19 protein-coding genes are annotated in these 19,904 nt (G+C 33.4%); 9 read left to right on the forward strand and 10 right to left on the reverse strand.

What is annotated here, in order from left to right; all coding sequences use genetic code 11:
* Nucleotides 1–45: 45 nt before the first annotated feature.
* Nucleotides 46–1,296 carry a DEAD/DEAH box helicase gene (locus N7277_RS06880; protein WP_274778837.1) on the forward strand — a complete coding sequence of 417 codons (1,251 nt, stop codon included), beginning with the start codon at nucleotides 46–48 and terminating at the stop codon, nucleotides 1,294–1,296.
* Between the two features lie 85 nt (nucleotides 1,297–1,381).
* On the opposite strand, the gene N7277_RS06885 is transcribed toward N7277_RS06880, so the two are convergent.
* The 8 genes from N7277_RS06885 to N7277_RS06920 form a co-directional block, all read right to left on the reverse strand.
* Complete coding sequence (locus N7277_RS06885) at nucleotides 1,382–2,146, reverse strand: TatD family hydrolase (protein ID WP_274778838.1); 765 nt, start codon at nucleotides 2,144–2,146, stop codon at nucleotides 1,382–1,384.
* A 45-nt stretch (nucleotides 2,147–2,191) separates the two neighbouring features.
* Nucleotides 2,192–2,704 carry a GNAT family N-acetyltransferase gene (locus N7277_RS06890; protein ID WP_274778839.1) on the reverse strand — a complete coding sequence of 171 codons (513 nt, stop codon included), beginning with the start codon at nucleotides 2,702–2,704 and terminating at the stop codon, nucleotides 2,192–2,194.
* Nucleotides 2,701–3,657, reverse strand: a complete 957-nt coding sequence (locus N7277_RS06895) for a GSCFA domain-containing protein (RefSeq protein WP_274778840.1) — start codon at nucleotides 3,655–3,657, stop codon at nucleotides 2,701–2,703. The genes N7277_RS06890 and N7277_RS06895 overlap by 4 nt, the downstream gene beginning before the upstream one ends.
* A gap of 1 nt (nucleotide 3,658) precedes the next feature.
* Nucleotides 3,659–4,630, reverse strand: a complete 972-nt coding sequence (locus N7277_RS06900; RefSeq protein WP_274778841.1) for a polyprenyl synthetase family protein — start codon at nucleotides 4,628–4,630, stop codon at nucleotides 3,659–3,661.
* A gap of 101 nt (nucleotides 4,631–4,731) precedes the next feature.
* Nucleotides 4,732–5,874: an inorganic phosphate transporter gene (locus N7277_RS06905; RefSeq protein WP_274778842.1), complete on the reverse strand. Its 1,143-nt coding sequence runs from the start codon at nucleotides 5,872–5,874 to the stop codon at nucleotides 4,732–4,734.
* A gap of 34 nt (nucleotides 5,875–5,908) precedes the next feature.
* On the reverse strand, nucleotides 5,909–6,547 hold the full coding sequence (locus N7277_RS06910) for a DUF47 domain-containing protein (RefSeq protein WP_274778843.1): 639 nt from the start codon (nucleotides 6,545–6,547) through the stop codon (nucleotides 5,909–5,911).
* 90 nt (nucleotides 6,548–6,637) lie between these two features.
* Nucleotides 6,638–7,360 (reverse strand): DUF2490 domain-containing protein, encoded by a 723-nt coding sequence (locus tag N7277_RS06915; RefSeq protein ID WP_274778844.1) that lies wholly within the window; start codon nucleotides 7,358–7,360, stop codon nucleotides 6,638–6,640.
* Nucleotides 7,361–7,545: 185 nt separating this feature from the next.
* A complete protein-coding gene (locus N7277_RS06920; RefSeq protein WP_274778845.1) occupies nucleotides 7,546–9,258 on the reverse strand; it encodes a DEAD/DEAH box helicase in 1,713 nt (570 codons plus the stop codon).
* Between the two features lie 210 nt (nucleotides 9,259–9,468).
* Between N7277_RS06920 and N7277_RS06925 the strand changes: the two genes are divergently transcribed.
* Complete coding sequence (locus N7277_RS06925) at nucleotides 9,469–10,122, forward strand: DUF2461 domain-containing protein (protein WP_274778846.1); 654 nt, start codon at nucleotides 9,469–9,471, stop codon at nucleotides 10,120–10,122.
* A 34-nt stretch (nucleotides 10,123–10,156) separates the two neighbouring features.
* Here N7277_RS06925 and N7277_RS06930 read toward each other — a convergent pair whose 3' ends face one another.
* Nucleotides 10,157–10,672, reverse strand: coding sequence for a TlpA family protein disulfide reductase (locus tag N7277_RS06930; RefSeq protein ID WP_274778847.1), 516 nt, complete (start codon nucleotides 10,670–10,672; stop codon nucleotides 10,157–10,159).
* 23 nt (nucleotides 10,673–10,695) lie between these two features.
* A complete protein-coding gene (locus N7277_RS06935; protein WP_274778848.1) occupies nucleotides 10,696–12,321 on the reverse strand; it encodes an alpha-amylase family glycosyl hydrolase in 1,626 nt (541 codons plus the stop codon).
* Between the two features lie 210 nt (nucleotides 12,322–12,531).
* Here N7277_RS06935 and N7277_RS06940 point away from each other — a divergent pair, with 210 nt between their 5' ends.
* The 7 genes from N7277_RS06940 (at nucleotide 12,532) to lepB (ending at nucleotide 19,814) form a co-directional block, all read left to right on the forward strand.
* Nucleotides 12,532–13,818, forward strand: a complete 1,287-nt coding sequence (locus tag N7277_RS06940; RefSeq protein WP_274778849.1) for an adenylosuccinate synthase — start codon at nucleotides 12,532–12,534, stop codon at nucleotides 13,816–13,818.
* Between the two features lie 206 nt (nucleotides 13,819–14,024).
* Entirely contained in the window at nucleotides 14,025–14,849 is an 825-nt protein-coding gene (locus N7277_RS06945) for an energy transducer TonB (RefSeq protein WP_274778850.1), read from the forward strand.
* 190 nt (nucleotides 14,850–15,039) lie between these two features.
* A complete protein-coding gene (locus N7277_RS06950) occupies nucleotides 15,040–15,813 on the forward strand; it encodes a ParA family protein (RefSeq protein WP_274778851.1) in 774 nt (257 codons plus the stop codon).
* Nucleotides 15,814–15,872: 59 nt separating this feature from the next.
* Nucleotides 15,873–16,760 (forward strand): ParB/RepB/Spo0J family partition protein, encoded by an 888-nt coding sequence (locus tag N7277_RS06955; RefSeq protein ID WP_274778852.1) that lies wholly within the window; start codon nucleotides 15,873–15,875, stop codon nucleotides 16,758–16,760.
* Nucleotides 16,760–17,344 (forward strand): DUF5683 domain-containing protein, encoded by a 585-nt coding sequence (locus N7277_RS06960; RefSeq protein ID WP_274778853.1) that lies wholly within the window; start codon nucleotides 16,760–16,762, stop codon nucleotides 17,342–17,344. The genes N7277_RS06955 and N7277_RS06960 overlap by 1 nt, the downstream gene beginning before the upstream one ends.
* 11 nt (nucleotides 17,345–17,355) lie before the next feature.
* Nucleotides 17,356–18,057 carry a 4-hydroxy-tetrahydrodipicolinate reductase gene (gene dapB, locus N7277_RS06965; protein ID WP_274778854.1) on the forward strand — a complete coding sequence of 234 codons (702 nt, stop codon included), beginning with the start codon at nucleotides 17,356–17,358 and terminating at the stop codon, nucleotides 18,055–18,057.
* Nucleotides 18,058–18,158: 101 nt separating this feature from the next.
* Complete coding sequence (gene lepB / locus N7277_RS06970; RefSeq protein ID WP_274778855.1) at nucleotides 18,159–19,814, forward strand: signal peptidase I; 1,656 nt, start codon at nucleotides 18,159–18,161, stop codon at nucleotides 19,812–19,814.
* Nucleotides 19,815–19,904: the final 90 nt, after the last annotated feature.

Raw genomic sequence — 19,904 nt, forward strand, 5'->3', positions numbered from 1 at the left:
TGAAGTAAAATACTTCGCCCGCACACATTTTTAAAATTTAAACATTTGTTATTTACAGATTTACAATTGATTAAGCCCATCCTAGATGCGCTTACCCAAGAAGGTTATGAAAAACCAACACCTATTCAATCACAAGCGATTCCACATTTATTAGAAGGCAAAGACTTATTAGGAACTGCTCAAACAGGAACCGGAAAAACTGCTGCATTTGCCATTCCTATTTTGCAGAATCTTTATCATAAAAACACCAAAAACCATCAAATTAAAGCATTAATTTTAACGCCAACCAGAGAATTAGCGATTCAAATTGAAGAAAGTTTCAAAGCTTACGGAAGACATTTGCCGCTGAAAACTTTGGTAATATTTGGAGGCGTAAAACAAGGCGCTCAAGAACAAGCTCTTAAAAAAGGTGTAGATATTTTAGTAGCAACTCCAGGAAGATTACTCGATTTCATCAATCAAGGTATTATTTCGCTTAAAAATTTAGAAATTTTTGTTCTCGATGAAGCAGATAGAATGCTCGATATGGGTTTTGTGCATGATGTGAAAAGAGTAGTAAAGTTACTTCCGCCGAAAAGACAGACCTTGTTTTTCTCAGCGACTTTTCCTAAAGAAATTCAGGAATTGGCCAATTCTATGCTTCATAAGCCTGTAAAAGTAGAAGTGGCTCCTGTTTCTTCAACTGCAGACACGATTAATCAATCGATTTATTTTGTAGAAAAAGACGACAAATTAGATTTGTTGACTCACATTCTTCAAGATGATAAATTAGACCAAGTATTGGTTTTTGCCAGAACAAAACACGGTTCTGATAAAATTGCTAGAAAACTTCATAAAAGCAATATTTCTGCTGAAGCCATTCATGGAAATAAATCTCAGAATGCCAGACAAACAGCATTAAGCAATTTCAAAAATAAGAAAACAAGAGTTTTAGTAGCCACTGATATTGCTGCGAGAGGAATTGATATTGATGACTTAAAATATGTGATTAATTTCGAACTTTCTGACGTTTCTGAAACCTACGTTCACCGAATTGGTAGAACGGGAAGAGCAGGAGCAGAAGGAACTTCTATTTCGTTTGTAGATGGACTAGATTTGGTGAATTTAAAAAATACCGAAAAATTAATTGGAAAGAAAATTCCTGTTGTAAAAGATCATCCTTATCATCCGGATAATTTGGTAGAACAAAAAAGAGATTCTAACAATAAACCTTTTGTACCCAAACCTAAACCTCAAAAAAAAGAAGATATTAATTTTAAAAAACCGAAAAAGAAGGTTTTTTATAGAAAGAAATAATTTCTCTAAATTGAAATAAAGAAAAAAAAGACCGTAATGACATTCATTGCGGTCTTTGCTATTTTTTTTGCGACTTTGCGAGAATTTATTTTCCGAAAATACGATGTGCGTTTTCGGTAGTGATTCTATCAATTTCTGCAAAATCTTTGTTGTAAATATTGATCAATTTTCCAACGACCAAATCCAGGTAAGAACTTTCATTTCTTTTTCCGCGGTGCGGAACTGGTGCCAAATAAGGCGAATCTGTTTCCAGAACAATTTTTTCTAAAGGAATTTCATTTAAAAATTGGTCGATTTTACCATTTTTAAAAGTAACAACGCCACCAATTCCTAGTACAAAACCTAAATCTATCGCTCGATTTGCTTGTTCTAAATTTCCAGAAAAGCAATGAAAAATTCCTCGTAATTTCGGGTGTTTTTTTCTTTCTAAAACCTCGAAGGTTTCATCAAAACTTTCTCTGGTATGAATGACAATGGGTAAATCTCTCTCAATCGCCCAATCTATCTGTTGTTCAAAAGCTTTTATCTGAATATCAAGCGTAGTTTTGTCCCAATACAAATCAATTCCGATTTCGCCAATGGCAGGAAATGGTCTTTGATTCAAGTAATTTTCTACGATGTCTAATTCTTTTTTCCAAGTTTCTGGTTTTACATAACAAGGATGCAATCCCATCATTGCGAAAATCTGGTTGGGATATTCTGCTTCTAAATGAAGCATTTTTTCGTGAGATTCTGAATCTATGGCAGGTAGATAAAATTCGGTAACGCCCTTGTTAATGGCGCGATGAATCATTTCTGCCCTGTCTTCATCAAATTCTTCTGAATATAAGTGTGTATGTGTGTCAATCATTTTTTTAGTTGAAAATTGAAATACAATTCTCAATTTTTTAATTTCTTAATTAATAAAACGTTTCATCAATAAATCAGTCTGTACATCTTCGCCTAGAGTGAAATCATGTTTTCCGAAGATTTCAAAACCATTTTTTTCGTAAAAACGAATGGCTCTGTGGTTTTCTTCCCAAACGCCAAGCCAAACATATTCTAAATTCTTTTCTCTTCCGATTTCTATTGCTTTATCAAAGAGAATTTGTCCGATTTTTTGGTCTAAAAATATTTTTAAAACATAAATTCTTTCAATTTCGAAGTAGTTTTCTTCTAATTTTTCGGTTTGAGCATCTTTGAAATTCAGTTTCAAGTAACCCAAAATTTCATCATTGTTTTCAGCGAAATAAAACTCCGAATTTGGATTTTCTAACTCAGATTTTAGCTTTTCAATGCTCAGATTTTCATGGAGATATTTTTGCATATCTTCTTCGGTATTTACTTCAGAGAAAGTTTCCTTGAAGGTTTGAATGCTGAGATCTCTAAGCGTTTCTAAATCGTCGATATTGAGTTTTCTGATTTTCATTCTATAAAAATCTTATGTTTTACTTTAAGTTGTTGAAGCGCTATTTTTTCTTTTAATTTTTCTAAAAACTCCAAATATTTTGGAGATTTTTCGTCATTTGGTCTGTGTTCTAAAGCTGCTTTTATTTTGTAGTTTTCAGTAATGAAATCTTTTACTTCTTCTGAAAAATAAACATTGCCAAATTTTTCCCAAATGTACTGTATCGCTTGATTATTGGGATGAATTAAGTCTTCTTTGTAAAACCTGTAATCTCGCAAATCGTCCATCATGATTTCGTAAATCGGTAAATAATGACAGTTTTCGAAATGGGAAAGGGTTTCATGAAGCGCACAAATCAACTTGGATTTACTCAATTGATTTTCCGTCATTCCATCTTTGGTGTGACGAACTGGTGAAACTGTAAATAGAATTTGAACGTTATTTTCACAAATATCTTTTAGATTCTCTATGGTTTCTGTAATGGAAGTTTTCAATTCCTCATCTGTTAAAAGTCTTTTGTTGAAAAACTTTTGCGGAATTTTATGACAATTCGCCACCAATTGATTTTTAGGCAAAAATTCATATATAAATGAAGTGCCGTAGGTGATAAATACCCAATTGGTTTTTTGTAGAAATTGATTTCCCGTTTCTATGTTTTGATTGATTCTTTCTAGGGTTTTATGTGCATAAAAACTATTGAAAGAAGTGTGGTGATTTAGAGAAATGTACTCTTGATTATAAAGAATTAAATCTTCTTCTTTATATTTTTTGCAATCGTGTAGATTTTTGATGGCGATATTCAACGAAAATGGGTTAAAAATCGTTCCAAAAGGATTGCAAAGTGTTTGCATTTGTCCGTTTTTGAGCAATTTAGACATTTCTGCAGCAAAGCAAGAACCGACAGAAAAAATGCTGTCGGTTAAAAGGATTTTCTTTTCAGAAATAGGAATATTGACTTCTGTTCTGAATTTCATTTTAAGAGTTTCTTCTCAATAAATAATTGGCCAATTCCATGAAAGGTTTTTTCTTTTCTTCTGGTGCGTCAATTTGTTTTAAGAAATCGTGACCTATTTCGTTGTGTTTTTGGATAAGTCTTAACACTTTTTCGTCTACCTTATTTCTTCTGAAAATTTTCTCTACGCTGTAGATTTTGTCTACATTTTCAGTTTTTTTAGAATACCAAAAATCGAGTTCTTTTTTCTCTGCTTCATTGGCATGCTCCATAGCAAGGAGATAAAGCACTGTTTTTTTATTTTCGAAGATGTCTCCAGCGTGTTTTTTACCGAATTGCTCTACATTTCCGAAAACATCTAAATAATCATCCATAATTTGGAACGCAATACCAATGTGTTTTCCGAAATTATAAAGAAGTTCTGCATCTTCTTTTTTAGCACCAGCAATGAGTGCTCCTATTTGGAATGAAGCGGCACTTAGAACTCCTGTTTTGTTGGTAATCATTTCTATGTAATCATCATAGGTTACATTTTCCATCGTTTCGAAGTTCACATCCATTTGTTGACCTTCACAAAGAACTGCACCTGTTTCAGAGAAAATTTTAATACATTCTTTGAAAAGTTCGGGTTCTAAATCTTCAAAAAATTGGTAAGCTTTTATCAGTAATGCATCGCCAGAAAGTATGCCGATATTGATTCCGTGTAAAGTATGAATGGTAGGTTTTCCTCTTCTGAGAGGTGCTTCATCCATAATATCATCATGAATGAGTGTGAAATTATGGAAAAACTCTATGGCAAGAGCTGGTTTCATTGCTTTTTCTGTGTCTCCACCAAAAAGTTCATTAGCCATAAGAACCATAATGGGTCTTAATCTTTTTCCGCCATGAGAAATGATGTAATTCATGGGCTCGTAAAGTTCGGTAGGCTTATTTTTGAAGGAGTGTTTTTCGATTGCTTTGGCAACTATTTCTTGATATTTGTCTATGAATTCCATACATGTTAATTTTTACAAAAATACAATTCTTAAGGTTTAAAAAAAAGAAAAACTACTTGTAAAGACAAGTAGTTTAAATATTATTTAAAAAATATTATTTTTTATAAAGCCATTACGCCAAGATAGCATAATGCTGCAATAATTGCACTAATAGGAATAGTAATTACCCATGCCCAAAGTAAACTGATGGTAACTCCCCATCTTACTGCAGAAACTCTTTTGGTAAGTCCTACACCAATGATAGAACCTGTAATGGTGTGTGTAGTAGATACAGGAATACCAAGATGGTCTGTAAGGAATAAGGTAATAGCACCAGCAGTTTCAGCACTTACACCTTCTAGTGGAGTCACTTTAGTGATTCTAGTACCCATGGTTTTTACAATTTTCCAACCACCACTCATCGTTCCTAAACCTATGGCTAAGAAAGATACGAATGGTACCCAAATATAATCTGTGGTAAAGTGATTAAAGCGATCAGCACTTTCCATAGTGGCATATACATCTGTACCACCAATCATATTTACGTGGTAATAAATAACAGCAGCACCTATGATTCCCATTACTTTTTGAGCATCATTTAATCCGTGACCTAAACTGAAAAGTGCAGAAGAAAACAACTGCCATTTTTTAAACTGTTGATCAGCTTTGTGTGGATTAGATTTCTTAGAAAAGTAAACAATGATTAAAGTAATGATTACCGAAACAATCATCCCAATAATAGGCGCTAAAAATATGAATAAAAAGATAGGTATTACCTTTTCATATTTTACTACGTTTTGGGTAAAGAGCTCACTAAATGCGAACTTTATTTTTTCAATCATTGAAAAATCAGGGTGTGCAAGAGCTACTGCATTGTAGTCTAAAACTAAAGCATGCATAAGAGCAGCTCCTAAGAAACCACCAATAAGTGTATGTGATGATGATGAAGGAATACCAAACCACCAGGTTAATAAATTCCAAGCGATAGCCGCGATAAGTCCTGAGAAAATTACTTCTAGGGTAATGTAATTTTCATTTACTGTTTTGGCGATGGTATTACCGATTTTAAATTCTCCGATGACGTATGCTGCAAAGAAAAAAGCAACAAAATTCCAAAGTGCAGCCCATAATACTGCCTGAAACGGCGAAAGTACTTTAGTAGAAACTATGGTTGCAATAGAATTCGCGGCATCGTGGAAACCGTTGATAAAATCAAAAATTAATGCAAGGGCAATAATGATGATTAATAGTATGGGAAAATCCATTCTCTATAAATTTTTAAGGTTAATGAAAATAGATTTATGCGTATTTAATAACAATGTTTTCAATGGTATTGGCTACGTCTTCCGCTTTATCAGTTACGATTTCTAGATATTCTAAAACTGATTTTACTTTAATGATTTTGATTGGGTCATTGCTTTCAAAAACATCTACGATTCCTTGGCTCAGTACATCATCAGCAATGTTTTCGTAAGAATTAATTTTGATGCAAGATTCTTTAACTTCTTTAGGATTAACAAACTCTTTTAAGTTTTTAATCGCGTTTTGAATTTCTACACAAGATTTGTAAATCAATAAAGAAAGTTCTGAATATTGTTTTACTTCTGGGCTTTTGTACAAATAGATGTATTTTGCTGAAGCAAATAAATAATCTGCAATATCATCTAAACCAGCTGCAAGATAATTAATATCTTCTCTGTCAAAAGGAGTGATGAAGTTTTCACCTAATTGAACAAAAATTTCGTGAGTAAGGTCATCCATTTGATGCTCGTAATCACTCATTTTTTTTAGTAAAGTATCATCATTGATGTCAAAATCTGTAATTCCTTCGTGAAATTCTTTTGACATGTCTATCAATTTTTCTGCTACTTGTTCAAACAATACAAAGAAAATTTTGTCTTTTGGTTGAAATGCTCTGAAAATGTTTCCAATTCCCATTGTTTTATAATTTATTTATAATTTGTTACAAATTTCTGAAAAAAATGTGTTGCGATTGTTATAGTTTTGTTAAGTTTTATTAACATTGACCTAGTCGGCTACGTTAAATGGTTCAGAATGACCAAGTTTAGCTCTGTCTAAGGTAAAATTAAATCCTAGGTATAAAAAATGTAAACTTCTCTGGCTAGGGTAGAGTTCTCTTTGCCACATATAACCTAAATTAGCTGAAACTAAAGGGCTGAACACATATCCTAAACCTCCGAAAATTCTATTTCTCTTAAATAAATCTCCATTTGGACCAATAAAAACTTCGTTAAAAGCATTGGCGAAAATTGTTTTTGGAGCCATTTTTTCATTGTTAAGAGGCATCGTTAAAGTGGTTCTTAGTCTATATCTTTCATCATTGGTGTCTACATCTGTTACGGCGTTGTGAAAGAAACGTTTTTCTAGTCGTAACCTATTGTCTATTTTTAGTTTATCTACACTAAATGAATAAGTGTGTTGTAGCCAGATTCTAAATTCTTCGTTTGCAATTCTGCTTTCTTTATAGGTGGCATATCTTCCTAAACCCACGAAAGACTGGTTGTTTTTATTAATATTGTAACCTATTCCTCCTTTTATTTCGTAATAATCTGGCAAGCTGAAATCTTCTATAGAACGCTGTTGAAGTTCCAGGTAAGCACTCCATTTTTGGTCATGTTTGTAATTGAGAGAAACTACAGTAAAACCAGAAATATGTTCTGAATTATTACTTTGTGATTTTGCGAAAATTGCAAAAGTAATCAGAAGGATAAAGCAAAATTTGCGTATCATTAGAATGCTTTTTTTGAGTGGTGCGAAGCTAATCATAATAAAGAAAATTAATGTTACGGTAATGTTAAATTAACATTTAAAATAAATGTTTACCATAACTTTAAAAATTTTATCTTCATACAAATGTACATAAAATAAAAAAACGCTACCGAAAAAGTAGCGTTTTTATGTTAAGTTAGAAAAAATTAGTTGGCCACTTCGGCGCGCATATCTTTTCCTTTGAATTTCTGAGTTTGTAAACCTTTTAGAACTTCATCTTTGAAAGATTTTTCAACTTCGAAGAAAGAGAATTTTTCTAGGATTTCTATGTCACCAATATCTGCACGTTTCTTAGATTTAGCCGTAGCTTTATTGATGATTTCTAGCATGTCCATTTTCTTTAGATTGTCTCTTTTACCAAGATTAAAGAAGAATCTGGTCATGTTTTCGTTTCTTCTTTTTGGTTTTCCTCCTCTTTCTCTTCCTCCGTCTCTGTCGCCTCTTTCAAAACGATTTCCTCTATCTCCTCTGTCTCTGTCTCTTCCTCTATCTCTGTCACGGTCTCTTCTGCTACCTCTATCATCTCTGTCGTTTGAGAATTTTTGGTCTGCCAAATCTTTTTTGTCTTTGTAGAACAGTGCCAAATCTCTTAGCTGAAGTTGAAGCAACTGGTGAACCAATTCTTCTTTAGTGAATGCAGATAAATCTGGGATAAGACTGTCATCAAAAGTAAATAAATCTTCGTGTTCTGTAAACAGTTTTTCGAAAACACCTTCTACTTGAGCTTTGATAATTTCTTCACCCGTTGGGATTTTCTTCTCTACAATTTCAATTTTTGTAGAAAGCTTGATTTGTTTTAGTTTTCTAGATTCTTCAGGTTTAATTAAAGACATAGAAATACCATCTTTACCAGCTCTACCAGTTCTACCACTTCTGTGTACGAAAACTTCTGGGTCATCTGGAAGCGAGTAGTGAATTACGTGTGTAAGAGAATTTACATCTAAACCTCTAGCTGCTACGTCTGTTGCAACCAAAATATCAATGTTTTTCAAACGGAATTTTTTCATTACCGTATCTCTCTGCGCTTGAGATAAATCACCGTGAAGTGCATCTGCTGCATACGCATTTTGCATCAAGAAATCTGCAACTTCCTGAGTTTCCATTCTTGTTCTACAGAAAATAATAGAATATTGATTAGGATTGGCATCCAATAATCTTTTTAATGCTTCTTTTTTCTGTCTGTAACCTACCACATAATATTCGTGCTTAATGTTTTTCTTAACTTCGTTAATAGAACCTACAGAAATTCTGTGCGGATTAGTCAAATAATTTTTGGTAATACGTTCTACTTCTTTGCTCATCGTAGCAGAGAAAAGTAGCGTTTGTTTTTCAGAAGGTGTTTCGCTTAAAATAGTTTCCAAATCATCTTTGAAACCCATAGAAAGCATTTCATCAGCTTCGTCTAAAACGAGCCAATGGATTTCTGAAAAATCTAAAGCTTTTCTACCAATTAAATCAATTACACGTCCTGGAGTTCCTACAATAATCTGTGGTTTCTCACGAAGTGAACGAATTTGGTCTGTAATACTGCTTCCTCCATAAACTGCGGTAGTTTTTAGGTTAGGAAGGTACTTTGTATAGTTTTTAATGTCTTTGGTAATCTGAAGGCAAAGTTCACGAGTAGGGCAAAGCACTAATAACTGGATTTTACGACTTGCGTCGTCTATCATATCCAGAATCGGAAGCGAAAATGCTGCTGTTTTGCCTGTTCCTGTTGCCGCAAGTGCGATGAGATCGCGAGTATCCGAAAGGATAAAAGGAATAGTCTGTTTCTGGATTTCTGTCGGCTGTTCGTAGCCGAGTTCGCCAATTGCCTTCAATAAATCAGGACTTAAATTGGATTCCGTAAATAAATTCATTTAAAGATCGTCTATAATAATTAAGCGGCAAAGATAGTGATTTTATTTTTAATAAAAAAAATAGGGTTTTATTGGGGATTTTTTAAAGTTGATTGATGTCGTAGTCTAGATGTTGGATTTTATTTGAATTTTTGCGAAGATTGCAGATTAAACTGAGTCAATAACCAAAGTGTTCTAAAATTCATTAATTTTGAATAAATAAATTACATTATGCAATCATCCACACTTCAATTTCTTAGAAATTTAGAAAAGAATAACAATAGAGAATGGTTTAATGAAAATAAAACGCTTTATCAAGAAGCGCAACAAGATGTGATTTCTTTTGTGGAGAAATTAATAGAAGAAATGGCGGATTTTGATGAAGAAATGGGAAAACTAGAGGCTAAAAAATCTGTTTTTAGAATTTATAGAGACACAAGGTTTTCTAAAGATAAAACACCTTATAAAACCAACTTCGGAGCTGGTTTAGGAATGGGGAAAGGCAATAAAATTTCAGGATATTATTTGCATATAGAACCCGGAAAATCTTTTTTAGCAGGTGGTGTTTATAAGCCAGAACCATCGGTTTTAAAAACGATAAGACAAGAAATTTCTGCTTTTGGTAATGAGTTCAAAGTAATTTTAGAACAAGATGAGTTTAGAAATTATTTCCGAGGATTAAGTGTAGAAGATAAGTTGAAAAAAGTGCCACAAGGTTTTGAAAAAGACGATAAAATGGCTGAATATTTGAAACTCAAGCATTTTATTGTAACACATCCTGTCTCTGATGAACAATTGCTCAGTGAAAATGCGGTTAAGGAATTTGCTAAAATTTTCAAAGCCATGAAACCGCTCAATGATTTTTTACAAACACCTTTTATATAAAGAAAAAGTCAGAGTGTAATTACTCTGACTTTTTTTATTTTGATAAATCGTCTATCGTTTTCTGAATTTCTGCATCTTCTGGAGAAATCGCGTAATATTTTGCAATTCCAGATTTTTGATTGACTACCAAGTATCTCGGAATCCAGTTGAGGTCTATATAGTTATTAAAATCATTTTTCCAACCTACATGGAACCAATAATTTTCTTTTTGGGTTATGTCATATTTTTGTAATCCTTTTTTCCATGCTTCTTCGTTTCGGTCTAGAGAGAGGAAAATAAATTTCACATTCGGATTTTTATCTTCTAATTCCTTGGCTTTTGGCATAGACTGTATACAATCTCTACACCAACTTGCCCATAAATCAAGCACGAGGATTTTTCCTTTATTTTGTTCTAAAATTTTAGAAATACTGATGGTTTTACCATTAATATCTGTTACTTTTTGAGCCAAAGCTTCTTTAGAAAACTTGGTTTTCAAAACCTTTGGAACTTGTTGCGAGACTCCCCATCCAAAGATGAGAAGCGCAAACAATAGGATAAACTTTTTCATATTTTTTAAAAACAGAATTTTAATTATAACTTTTCATACAAAACTATGCCAAATTCTGAATCTATGGAAACTTTTCCGTTAGTAACTTTTGCAGTTTTTCCGCTATAAGCGTCTCTTAACCTCGTTCCATTTTCGAAAATTCCTGCTACAGAAACTTCTTTTACGCCAGAATTTAAATCTAAACCTACTAAAACTTTGTCGTCTTTGTAAGCTCTGGTAAACCAATAGGGTGAATTAGAAACCATCTGATGTTTCCCAGCACCTACTGCTGCATGATTTCTACGGAACTGACCTATTTTTTGCCAGTGTGTTAATACTTTTTGGGTTTCAGGATTGTTTTTTACCTCATCCCAATTCATATTGCTTCTTAGGTTTGCATCACCAGTTGCGCCTTCCACAATTAATTTTCTAGCGGTTTCGTCGCCGTAATAAACTTGTGAAATTCCCGGAGCAAGTAGAAGTTTGGTTCCTGCTTCGTAATTTCTTTTTCTTTCTTTGTCAAAAGGCCCACCATCATCGTGAGAAGAAATGTAGTTCATTACGGTATTTCCAGAAAGGTCTGCGTGCAAAATTTGATCATAATTGCTGAAAATTTCTTCATAAGATTTATTGGCATCTCCTTTGAAATCGAAATTAATTAAAGAATTCAATCCGTTTTGGTAATAATTGACTTTTTTGTCTCCAAAATCATAAAATCTTTTCTGAGAAATTCCGTAACCATAAAGTTCTCCAATGGTGAAGAAAGGTGAGTTATCTAGAATTTTTTTAGGATTATTGAGTTTGTATTCAGCAAAAGCTAAGTCGCAAACTTTTTTGAAATCTTTCCAAACGTCTTCATTGGTGTGTTTCAGTGTGTCTATTCTGTAACCATCGATTCCATATTTTACAATATAATCAGCAAGCCATTTCATAATATAATATTTAGGCGCTCTCGGAAATCCAGTTTTTACGAAAAATACATTCAGTTCAGACATTTCTTTTTCGTAACGGCCTTCTTTTCTCCATTTTTGTTCTAACATTGGCGGAAGTCCTACATTCTCATCACTTTCTGTAAGTACATCTGGTAAATTTTTAACCAAAGTACAAGCTGTAGTGGTTTCGTAAGAGCTATAAGTGCATTGTGGTTCTGTTCTTACCCACTTATTAGGATATTCTGGATCTGCATACGTAACAGGTCCTGTGTGATTAATCACGGCATCTAATACGATTTTTATTCCGTTTTGGTGCGCTTTTTCTACCAATTCTTTTAAGTCTTCTTCCGTTCCAAAATTGGGGTCTAGAGCTGTCCAGTCTTTAGTCCAATATCCATGAAAAGCATAGGTGAGGCCAGTGCCTTCATCAGTAGCTCCGTGAATTTGTTCTACAATTGGAGTAAGCCAAATCGCGTTAATGCCTAATTCGTTGAAATAACCTTCGTCTATTTTTTGAATGACACCTCTTATGTCTCCACCTTCAAAGCCTCTTAAAACAGCAGCTTTTTCGGTTCTGTTGAAATTGACATCATTATCAGGATTTCCATTATTGAATCTATCGGTCACTGCGAAATATACATTGGCTCCTTTCCAATCAAAAGATGATGAGGTTGTGGTGTTTTGTGATGCGCAACTTGCTAAAAAAGCTAACGCGGAAGCTAAAACTATTTTTTTCATAAAGAATCTTATTATTTGAAATGAAAGCAATTTTAGGGCTAAATTTCTTTAACTCAAAAAAATGGCGGCATAAATTTAAGGAATATTCACGGAAAGCGGCTATCAAAAGGAATGAAATTTTTCAGGGTTTAAATTCATCAAAACTTAATTTGGCGATACGGTTTTTTACAATTACCTTTGTAAAAATCTAATAAAAAATTCTAAAAATTTATGTCAACTTACGTTGTTGTTGGTCTTCAATTCGGAGATGAAGGTAAAGGAAAAATTACCGATGTTCTTTCAGCTAAATCAGATTATGTAGTTCGTTTTCAAGGCGGTGACAATGCTGGTCACACTGTTTATGTAGGCGAAGATAAGTTTGTGCTACATTTACTTCCTTCTGGAGTTTTACAGTGCAAGGGAAAATGCATTATTGCGAATGGAGTAGTGGTAAATCCTAAAGCTTTTTTAAGAGAAATAGGACAATTAGAAGCTAAAGGTTATAAAACCGACCACGTTTTTATCAGTAGAAGAGCGCATGTAATTATGCCTTATCATATCATGCTCGATACTTACAGAGAAGAGGAATTGGGCGGAACGCAAATTGGAACGACCAAGAAAGGAATCGGACCTTGTTATGAAGACAAAATTGCAAGAGTAGGAATCAGAATGATTGACCTCTTGAATCCAGAAGTTTTAAAAGAAAAAATTGAAAAGAATCTTAAAATTAAAAACAATCTTTTCGAGAAATATTTTGGAAAACCAGCAATGAGTTTTGACGAAATTTACAATGAATTTATAGAAATTGGAAAACAACTTCAAGATAGAATTGTAGATACAGAATTAGAATTAAACGAAGCGATTCGTGATAATAAAAACATCCTTTTCGAAGGAGCACAAGCATTGATGCTTGATATAGATTTCGGTACATATCCTTACGTAACTTCTTCTTCGCCTTCTACTGGTGGAGTTTGTACAGGAGCAGGAGTTCCGCCAACTTCTTTACAGAATTTAATTGGTGTTTCCAAAGCTTATACTACTAGAGTTGGTCACGGTCCTTTTCCTACAGAATTAGACAATGATTTAGGAGAACACATTAGAAAAGTGGGGCATGAATACGGAGCAACCACAGGAAGACCAAGAAGAACAGGTTGGTTAGATTTGGTAGCATTGAAACACGCTTGTATGATTAATGGTATCAATAATTTAGTGATTACTAAATTAGATGTTCTTACAGGAATTGATACGCTGAAAATCGCTACGCATTATAAAACTGAAGACGGAAAAATCATTGATTATTTCACTTCTTCTACTACAAAACTATACGATTACGAAGCTATTTATACCGATTTACCAGGTTGGACAGAAGATATTACCACGGCTAGAACTTTTGATGAATTGCCAGAAAATGCTAAGAAATATATTGGTTTTATTGAGGAATATCTTGGAATTAATGTATACTTGGTTTCTGTAGGTCCAGAAAGAAGTCAAAATATTATTAGAAAAGAATTATTCTAATCATAATTTTTTATAAAGTATTGAAAATCACGTTTATAGCGTGATTTTTTATTTTGAAATTGTGTTATTTTCATTGAAAACAAATAAAACATTGAATTTTAAATAATTTTTTGGCAAGGTAATTGAATTACTTTAATTACTTTTTGCAAAAAGATAAAAAATTAATAATCGTGCTCGAAATTTGTTTAACCCATAAAAATCACACAATGAGCAAAAATTTCTTTACTTATGACCCGCATCAAGCGCTGAACGAAGTTGTTTTCGAGAAGAGAAACAAAGAATATGGAGCATATGCTCTACGAAACGAAGCTAATGTCTTTCTAAAAAAAGCTTTATTTATTGGAGTCGGATTATTTGGTCTTTTAGCAATGACGCCATTACTTATTAATACGCTAAAGCCTAAAGCTGCAAAAACAACTATTTATGTACCTATCAATCTAAAAGATTTAGATAGACCAGATGATAGAATAGAAAAACCAGAACCAAGAGTTATTCCTCCGAAAGCTCCAGTTCAGGTAAAAACGCAAAGTTTAACTCCGCCTACTCCAACCAGAGACGCTGTAAAAGAGGAGACAATTAATCAAAAAGTAGAAGATGCCGTAATTTCTACTACTACAACTCCGGGAGTTGCTGTTACCAACCCTAATCAGCATGTAGTTACAGGAGCAGAAAACGGAAAAGAAATTGTAAAAGAGACTACGAAACCTAAATCAATTGAAATTATTACAAATGTAGATGTAGAAGCAGATTTCATCGGTGGAGTAAATGCTTTTAGAGCTAAAGTTTTACAGAATTTTGATTCTAGTGTTATCGAAAATGAAACTGGTGAGGTGGTGAAAGCAGTCGTAACTTTCGTAGTAGAAAGAGACGGAACAATTTCTAATATTAAAGTTTCTGGAGCGAATACAGATTTTAATAAAGAAGCAGAAAAAACGATAAAAGGAATTAAAGGAAAATGGAATCCTGCAAAATTTCAAGGCGAAAACGTTCGTTCTTATTTTAGATTTCCTATTTCTATGCAGTTTGAATAACCATTTAGAATATATAATTTTAACATTGTCTTATCAATAGCCATTCAATTAATTATCCACATTTTCTAAAAATTGTGGATAATTTTTTTGTGCTTTAACCCATTAATTCACAATAGTTTAATATTTTTGACAGTTATTAACATTCAACCGAATTACTATTTATTGTATTTTTGGAAACTAATTCATTTTTATGGGAAAAATTATTGGAGTTGCCAATCAAAAAGGAGGCGTAGGTAAAACCACTACTGCAGTGAATTTAGCAGCTGCGCTTGGCGTTTTAGAGAAGAAAGTTTTATTAATAGATGCAGACCCACAGGCTAATGCTACCTCTGGTCTAGGTATAGAAGAAGTAAATTTTTCTACCTATAATTTATTGGAGCACAGTGCAGATGTGAAAGAATGTATTCAGAAAACATCTTCTCCAAATCTAGACCTTGTACCTTCTCATATTGATTTGGTAGCAGCAGAAATTGAGTTAGTAGACCGTGATAAGAGAGAATATATGCTTAAAAAAGCATTAGATGAAGTGAAATCTGAGTATGACTACATCATCATAGATTGTGCACCGAGTTTGGGACTTATTACGGTAAATGCACTTACTGCTGCAGATTCTGTTATTATCCCTATTCAGTGTGAGTATTTTGCTCTAGAGGGTTTGGGTAAATTGTTGAACACCATTAAAAATGTTCAGAAAATTCATAATAATGATTTAGACATTGAAGGTTTATTACTCACCATGTACGATTCTAGACTAAGACTTTCTAACCAAGTAGTAGAAGAAGTCAACACGCATTTCCCAGAAATGGTTTTCGAGACTGTAATTTCTAGAAATGTAAGACTTTCTGAAGCGCCAAGTTTCGGAGAAAGCATCTTGATGTACGATGCCGAAAGTAAAGGTGCAATTCAATACATTCAATTAGCAGAAGAAGTACTTCTGAAAAACGAAAAATTACAAAACGCATAAAATTTTAGAATTGAGAAGAAACATTGTTTATTCTCATGACTAATGACTTATCATACAATATGAAAGACAAAAAAAGAGCAATGGGACGTGGTTTGGGTGCTATTTTAAGTGCCGAAAGCAAAAGTACCATTAATTCTGCAACAGATACTGGAGCCGAAAAATTAGTAGGAAATATGGTAGAAGTAGCATTAGAAGATATCTATCCTAATGCAACTCAGCCTAGAACTTATTTTGATGAAACTGCCCTTAATGAATTGGCTCAATCCATAAAAAACCTTGGAGTAATTCAGCCTATCACTTTAAGAAAAGATGGCGATAAATTTGAAATCATCTCAGGAGAAAGACGTTACAGAGCTTCTAAAATTGCGGGTCTTAAATCTATTCCAGCATACATTAGACTGGTAAATGACCAAGAATTGCTAGAAATGGCTTTGGTAGAAAATATCCAGCGTGAAGATTTAGATGCCATAGAAGTAGCACTTACTTATCAAAGATTATTAGAAGAAATAGGTCTTACTCAGGAAACTTTAAGTTCTAGAGTAGGTAAAGAAAGAAGTACCATTACCAATTCTATTCGTTTATTAAGGTTAAGTCCAGAAATACAAAATGCGATTAGAAGCGGCGAGATTTCTGCAGGTCATGGTAGAGCAATCATCAGTGTAGAAGATTCTGAGCTTCAACAAGAACTTTTTAAAAGAATCATCAAAGAAGGATTAAACGTAAGACAATCCGAAAAAGCAGCTTCGGAACTGAAAAATCCTAAAAAATCTATCCAAAAAACTGAAAAAGAACTTCCGAATCATTTAAGAAAAGTAGAAAAATCATTGGCGGATGTTTTAGAAGTAGGGGTAGAAATAAAATCTTCGGGCAAAGGGAAAAAAGGGAAAATCATCCTTGATTTCAATAACGAAGATGAACTGAACAAAATTCTTTCACATTTTAATTAATGAGAGCAGTATACTCCATCATATTATTGTTGTTCTTTGGGTTGTGTTTTTCTCAAGAAATTAAACCTTTTGACACCATCAAGACCGAAAAACAGGTAGTAGAGGAAATAGAAAAAGCCAGCGTGAGCACCATTCAAAAATACAATCCTACAAAAGCAGGGTTGTATTCTGCTGTTTTTCCAGGCCTTGGTCAGTACTACAACAAGAAATATTGGAAAATCCCAATTGTTTGGGGAGCTGTAGGAACTGGAGTAGGGATTATTATATATAATGATAAGCAATATCGTCGTTATAGAACAGCGTTTTTAGCAGAGTTAAATGGTCAGCCTCACGAGTTTGATGATTTACCTTATGTAGACGCTACGGTTCTAGGAAATACGCAAGACAGAGCCAAAAGACAAAGAGATTACGCCATCGCCATTACCGGAGTTTTATACATTTTAAATATTGTAGATGCGGTAGTAGATGCACACTTATACGACCAAAAGAAAGACCCAGATTTAGCCATTAAACCTACCATTATTTACGATGATTTAGGTGTAGCAAATGGTAAAGCTGGATTGTCTTTGAGTTTTAGATTTTAAAAATTAAAAAAATGAAAATAGCATTAGTAGGTTACGGAAAAATGGGCAAAATCATTGATGAAATTGCCACAAAAAGAGGACATGAAGTTGTAGCAAGATTAAACGAGACGCCTACCAAAGAAAATCTGAACAATCCAGATGTAGTCATAGAATTTTCGCAACCAGAAGTAGCTTTTAGCAATATAAAGACCTGTTTAGAAAATAAAATTCCAGTAGTTTGTGGAACTACAGGTTGGCTAGAACAAAAACCAGCCATCGAAAAAATAGCTTTAGAAAATGGAACTGGATTTTTATACGGCTCTAATTTTAGTTTAGGCGTGAATCTTTTCTTTGCGTTAAATGAAAATTTAGCAAAATTGATGCAGAAATTTAGTGATGATTATACCTGTCAACTCGAAGAAATTCACCACATTCACAAAAAAGACGCGCCAAGTGGAACTGCAATTTCCATTGCAGAAGGAATCTTCAAGCATTCAGACTTTAATTCATGGAAATTAGACGAAACCGAAGGAACATCTTTAGGAATTGAGGCAATTAGAGAAGGAGAAGTCCCAGGAACACATAGCGTTTATTATCGTTCAGAAGTAGACGAAATCGAAATAAAACATACTGCTTTTAATAGAAATGGATTTGCATTAGGTGCAGTAATTGCTGCAGAATGGTTACCAGGAAAAGTAGGAAACTTTGGAATGAAAGAAGTTTTAGGACTTTAATCTGAGTTTAATTTTCCGAGTTAAAACTTTGAGCTCTGAACCTTAATGTAACAAATCACGAATTACATTACTAATTACACATCACATATTAATTATAGAAAATGGATTACATCTTACAATATTCTATTTTTATACTGATTTTATCAGTTTTACTAGGACTTTCGTCTTTTAAATTATATCAAAAAATGGGTTACAAAGGCTGGGAAGCTTTTGTTCCTTTTTATAATTACTACATCATTCAGAAAGAAGTAGGCGAACCAAAATGGTGGGTTATCTTGGCTTATTTGCCAATTGTGGGACCTATTATGATGACTGTTTTCCATTTGTTTTTGATGAGAAAATTTGGAAGAACTTCAGCGCTAGAACAAATTCTTACTGCTTTGCTTCCTTTTGTTTATTTGGCGTATTCGTCATATTTTCAGTTAAACAAGGTAGACAGATTTGCGGTAGATGATCCGAAAGCTAAAAAAGAATCTTTCATAGGTTCTATTACTTTTGCGGTAGTTTTTGCTACGATTATTCACGCTTTTGTTACCCAACCATTTGCCATTCCTACAGGTTCTATGGAAAGAACTTTGTTGGTAGGAGATTTCTTATTCGTAAACAAATGGAGCTATGGTTACAGAATGCCAATGAGACCAGTTGCTTTGCCATTTTTACAAGGAACTATTATGGATACCCAGAAAGATGGAAATCCTAAAAACGATCCAAAATCTTATGTAGATGCTATTAAATTGCCTTATTTTAGAATTGGTGAATTTAAAAAACCTAAGAAAAATGACATTGTAGTTTTCAATTATCCAGGAGATTCTGTTCATACAGCGATTGATAGAAAAGATCCATACGTAAAACGTTGTGTAGCGGTAGGTGGTGATGTGGTAGAAATGAGAGCCGGGAATTTATACATTAATGGCAAGCCAGAAGTTCAAATGGCAGATGCTGAAGTTCAGCGTTCTTACACCATTTATACACGTTCAGAAATAGACATCGATTATTTATGGAAAAATCTTGCCTATTTACCGATTACAGATGAAGGACAAACTAAAGAAGGACTACATTATTATCAGTTTCAAGGACTAACTAAAGATTTATTGGCTCAGATTAAAGCCATTCCAGAATTTGTAAAAGCTGAAGAAGTTTTAGGCGAAAAAGGAAAAGGAGCTGTTTCTTACTATCCAGTTATAGACGAAAACGGTCAATACGTAAATGATGGAACAGGTCACGCTTTAATGTCTAAAAAAGTAGACATTTCTCAATCTATTTTCCCGATTAATAAACCTTGGAACCAAGATTGGTACGGACCTCTTACCATTCCTAAAAAAGGAGATGTCATTACCATTACTCAAGAAAATTTACCAGAATATAAAAAACTGATTACAGAATTTGAAAGAAATATTTTAGAATTCAAAGGAGGTAAATTCTATATCAATGGTGCTCAAACCGACAAATATACCGTAAAACAAGACTACTATTTTATGATGGGAGATAACAGAGATGCTTCTCTAGATGCTCGTTTTTTCGGTTTTGTTCCAGAAACTCATATTGTAGGAAGCCCGATGTTTACTTGGCTTAGTTTACAAGGAACTTTTGATGAAGGGCCTAAAAAAGTAAGATGGGAACGTATGTTTAAAGCAACAAACACTGGCGAAAAAGATAAAACTTCTTATTGGTGGGTTGCGGCTGCAATTTTAGTTTTATTCTTCGGTTGGGAATTTTTTGTAAAACTTTTCAAAGGCAAAAATAAAGAAGAAGAGTAGAATTTAGAAAATTTAAAATAGATAAATAAAGTTCATTGTTTCGGCATTGAACTTTATTTTTTTAACTTTGGACACTCAATTTTAGAATGA

The sequence above is a fragment of the Cloacibacterium sp. TD35 genome (assembly GCF_028864635.1).
In the GTDB taxonomy this organism is placed as follows: Bacteria; Bacteroidota; Bacteroidia; order Flavobacteriales; family Weeksellaceae; genus Cloacibacterium.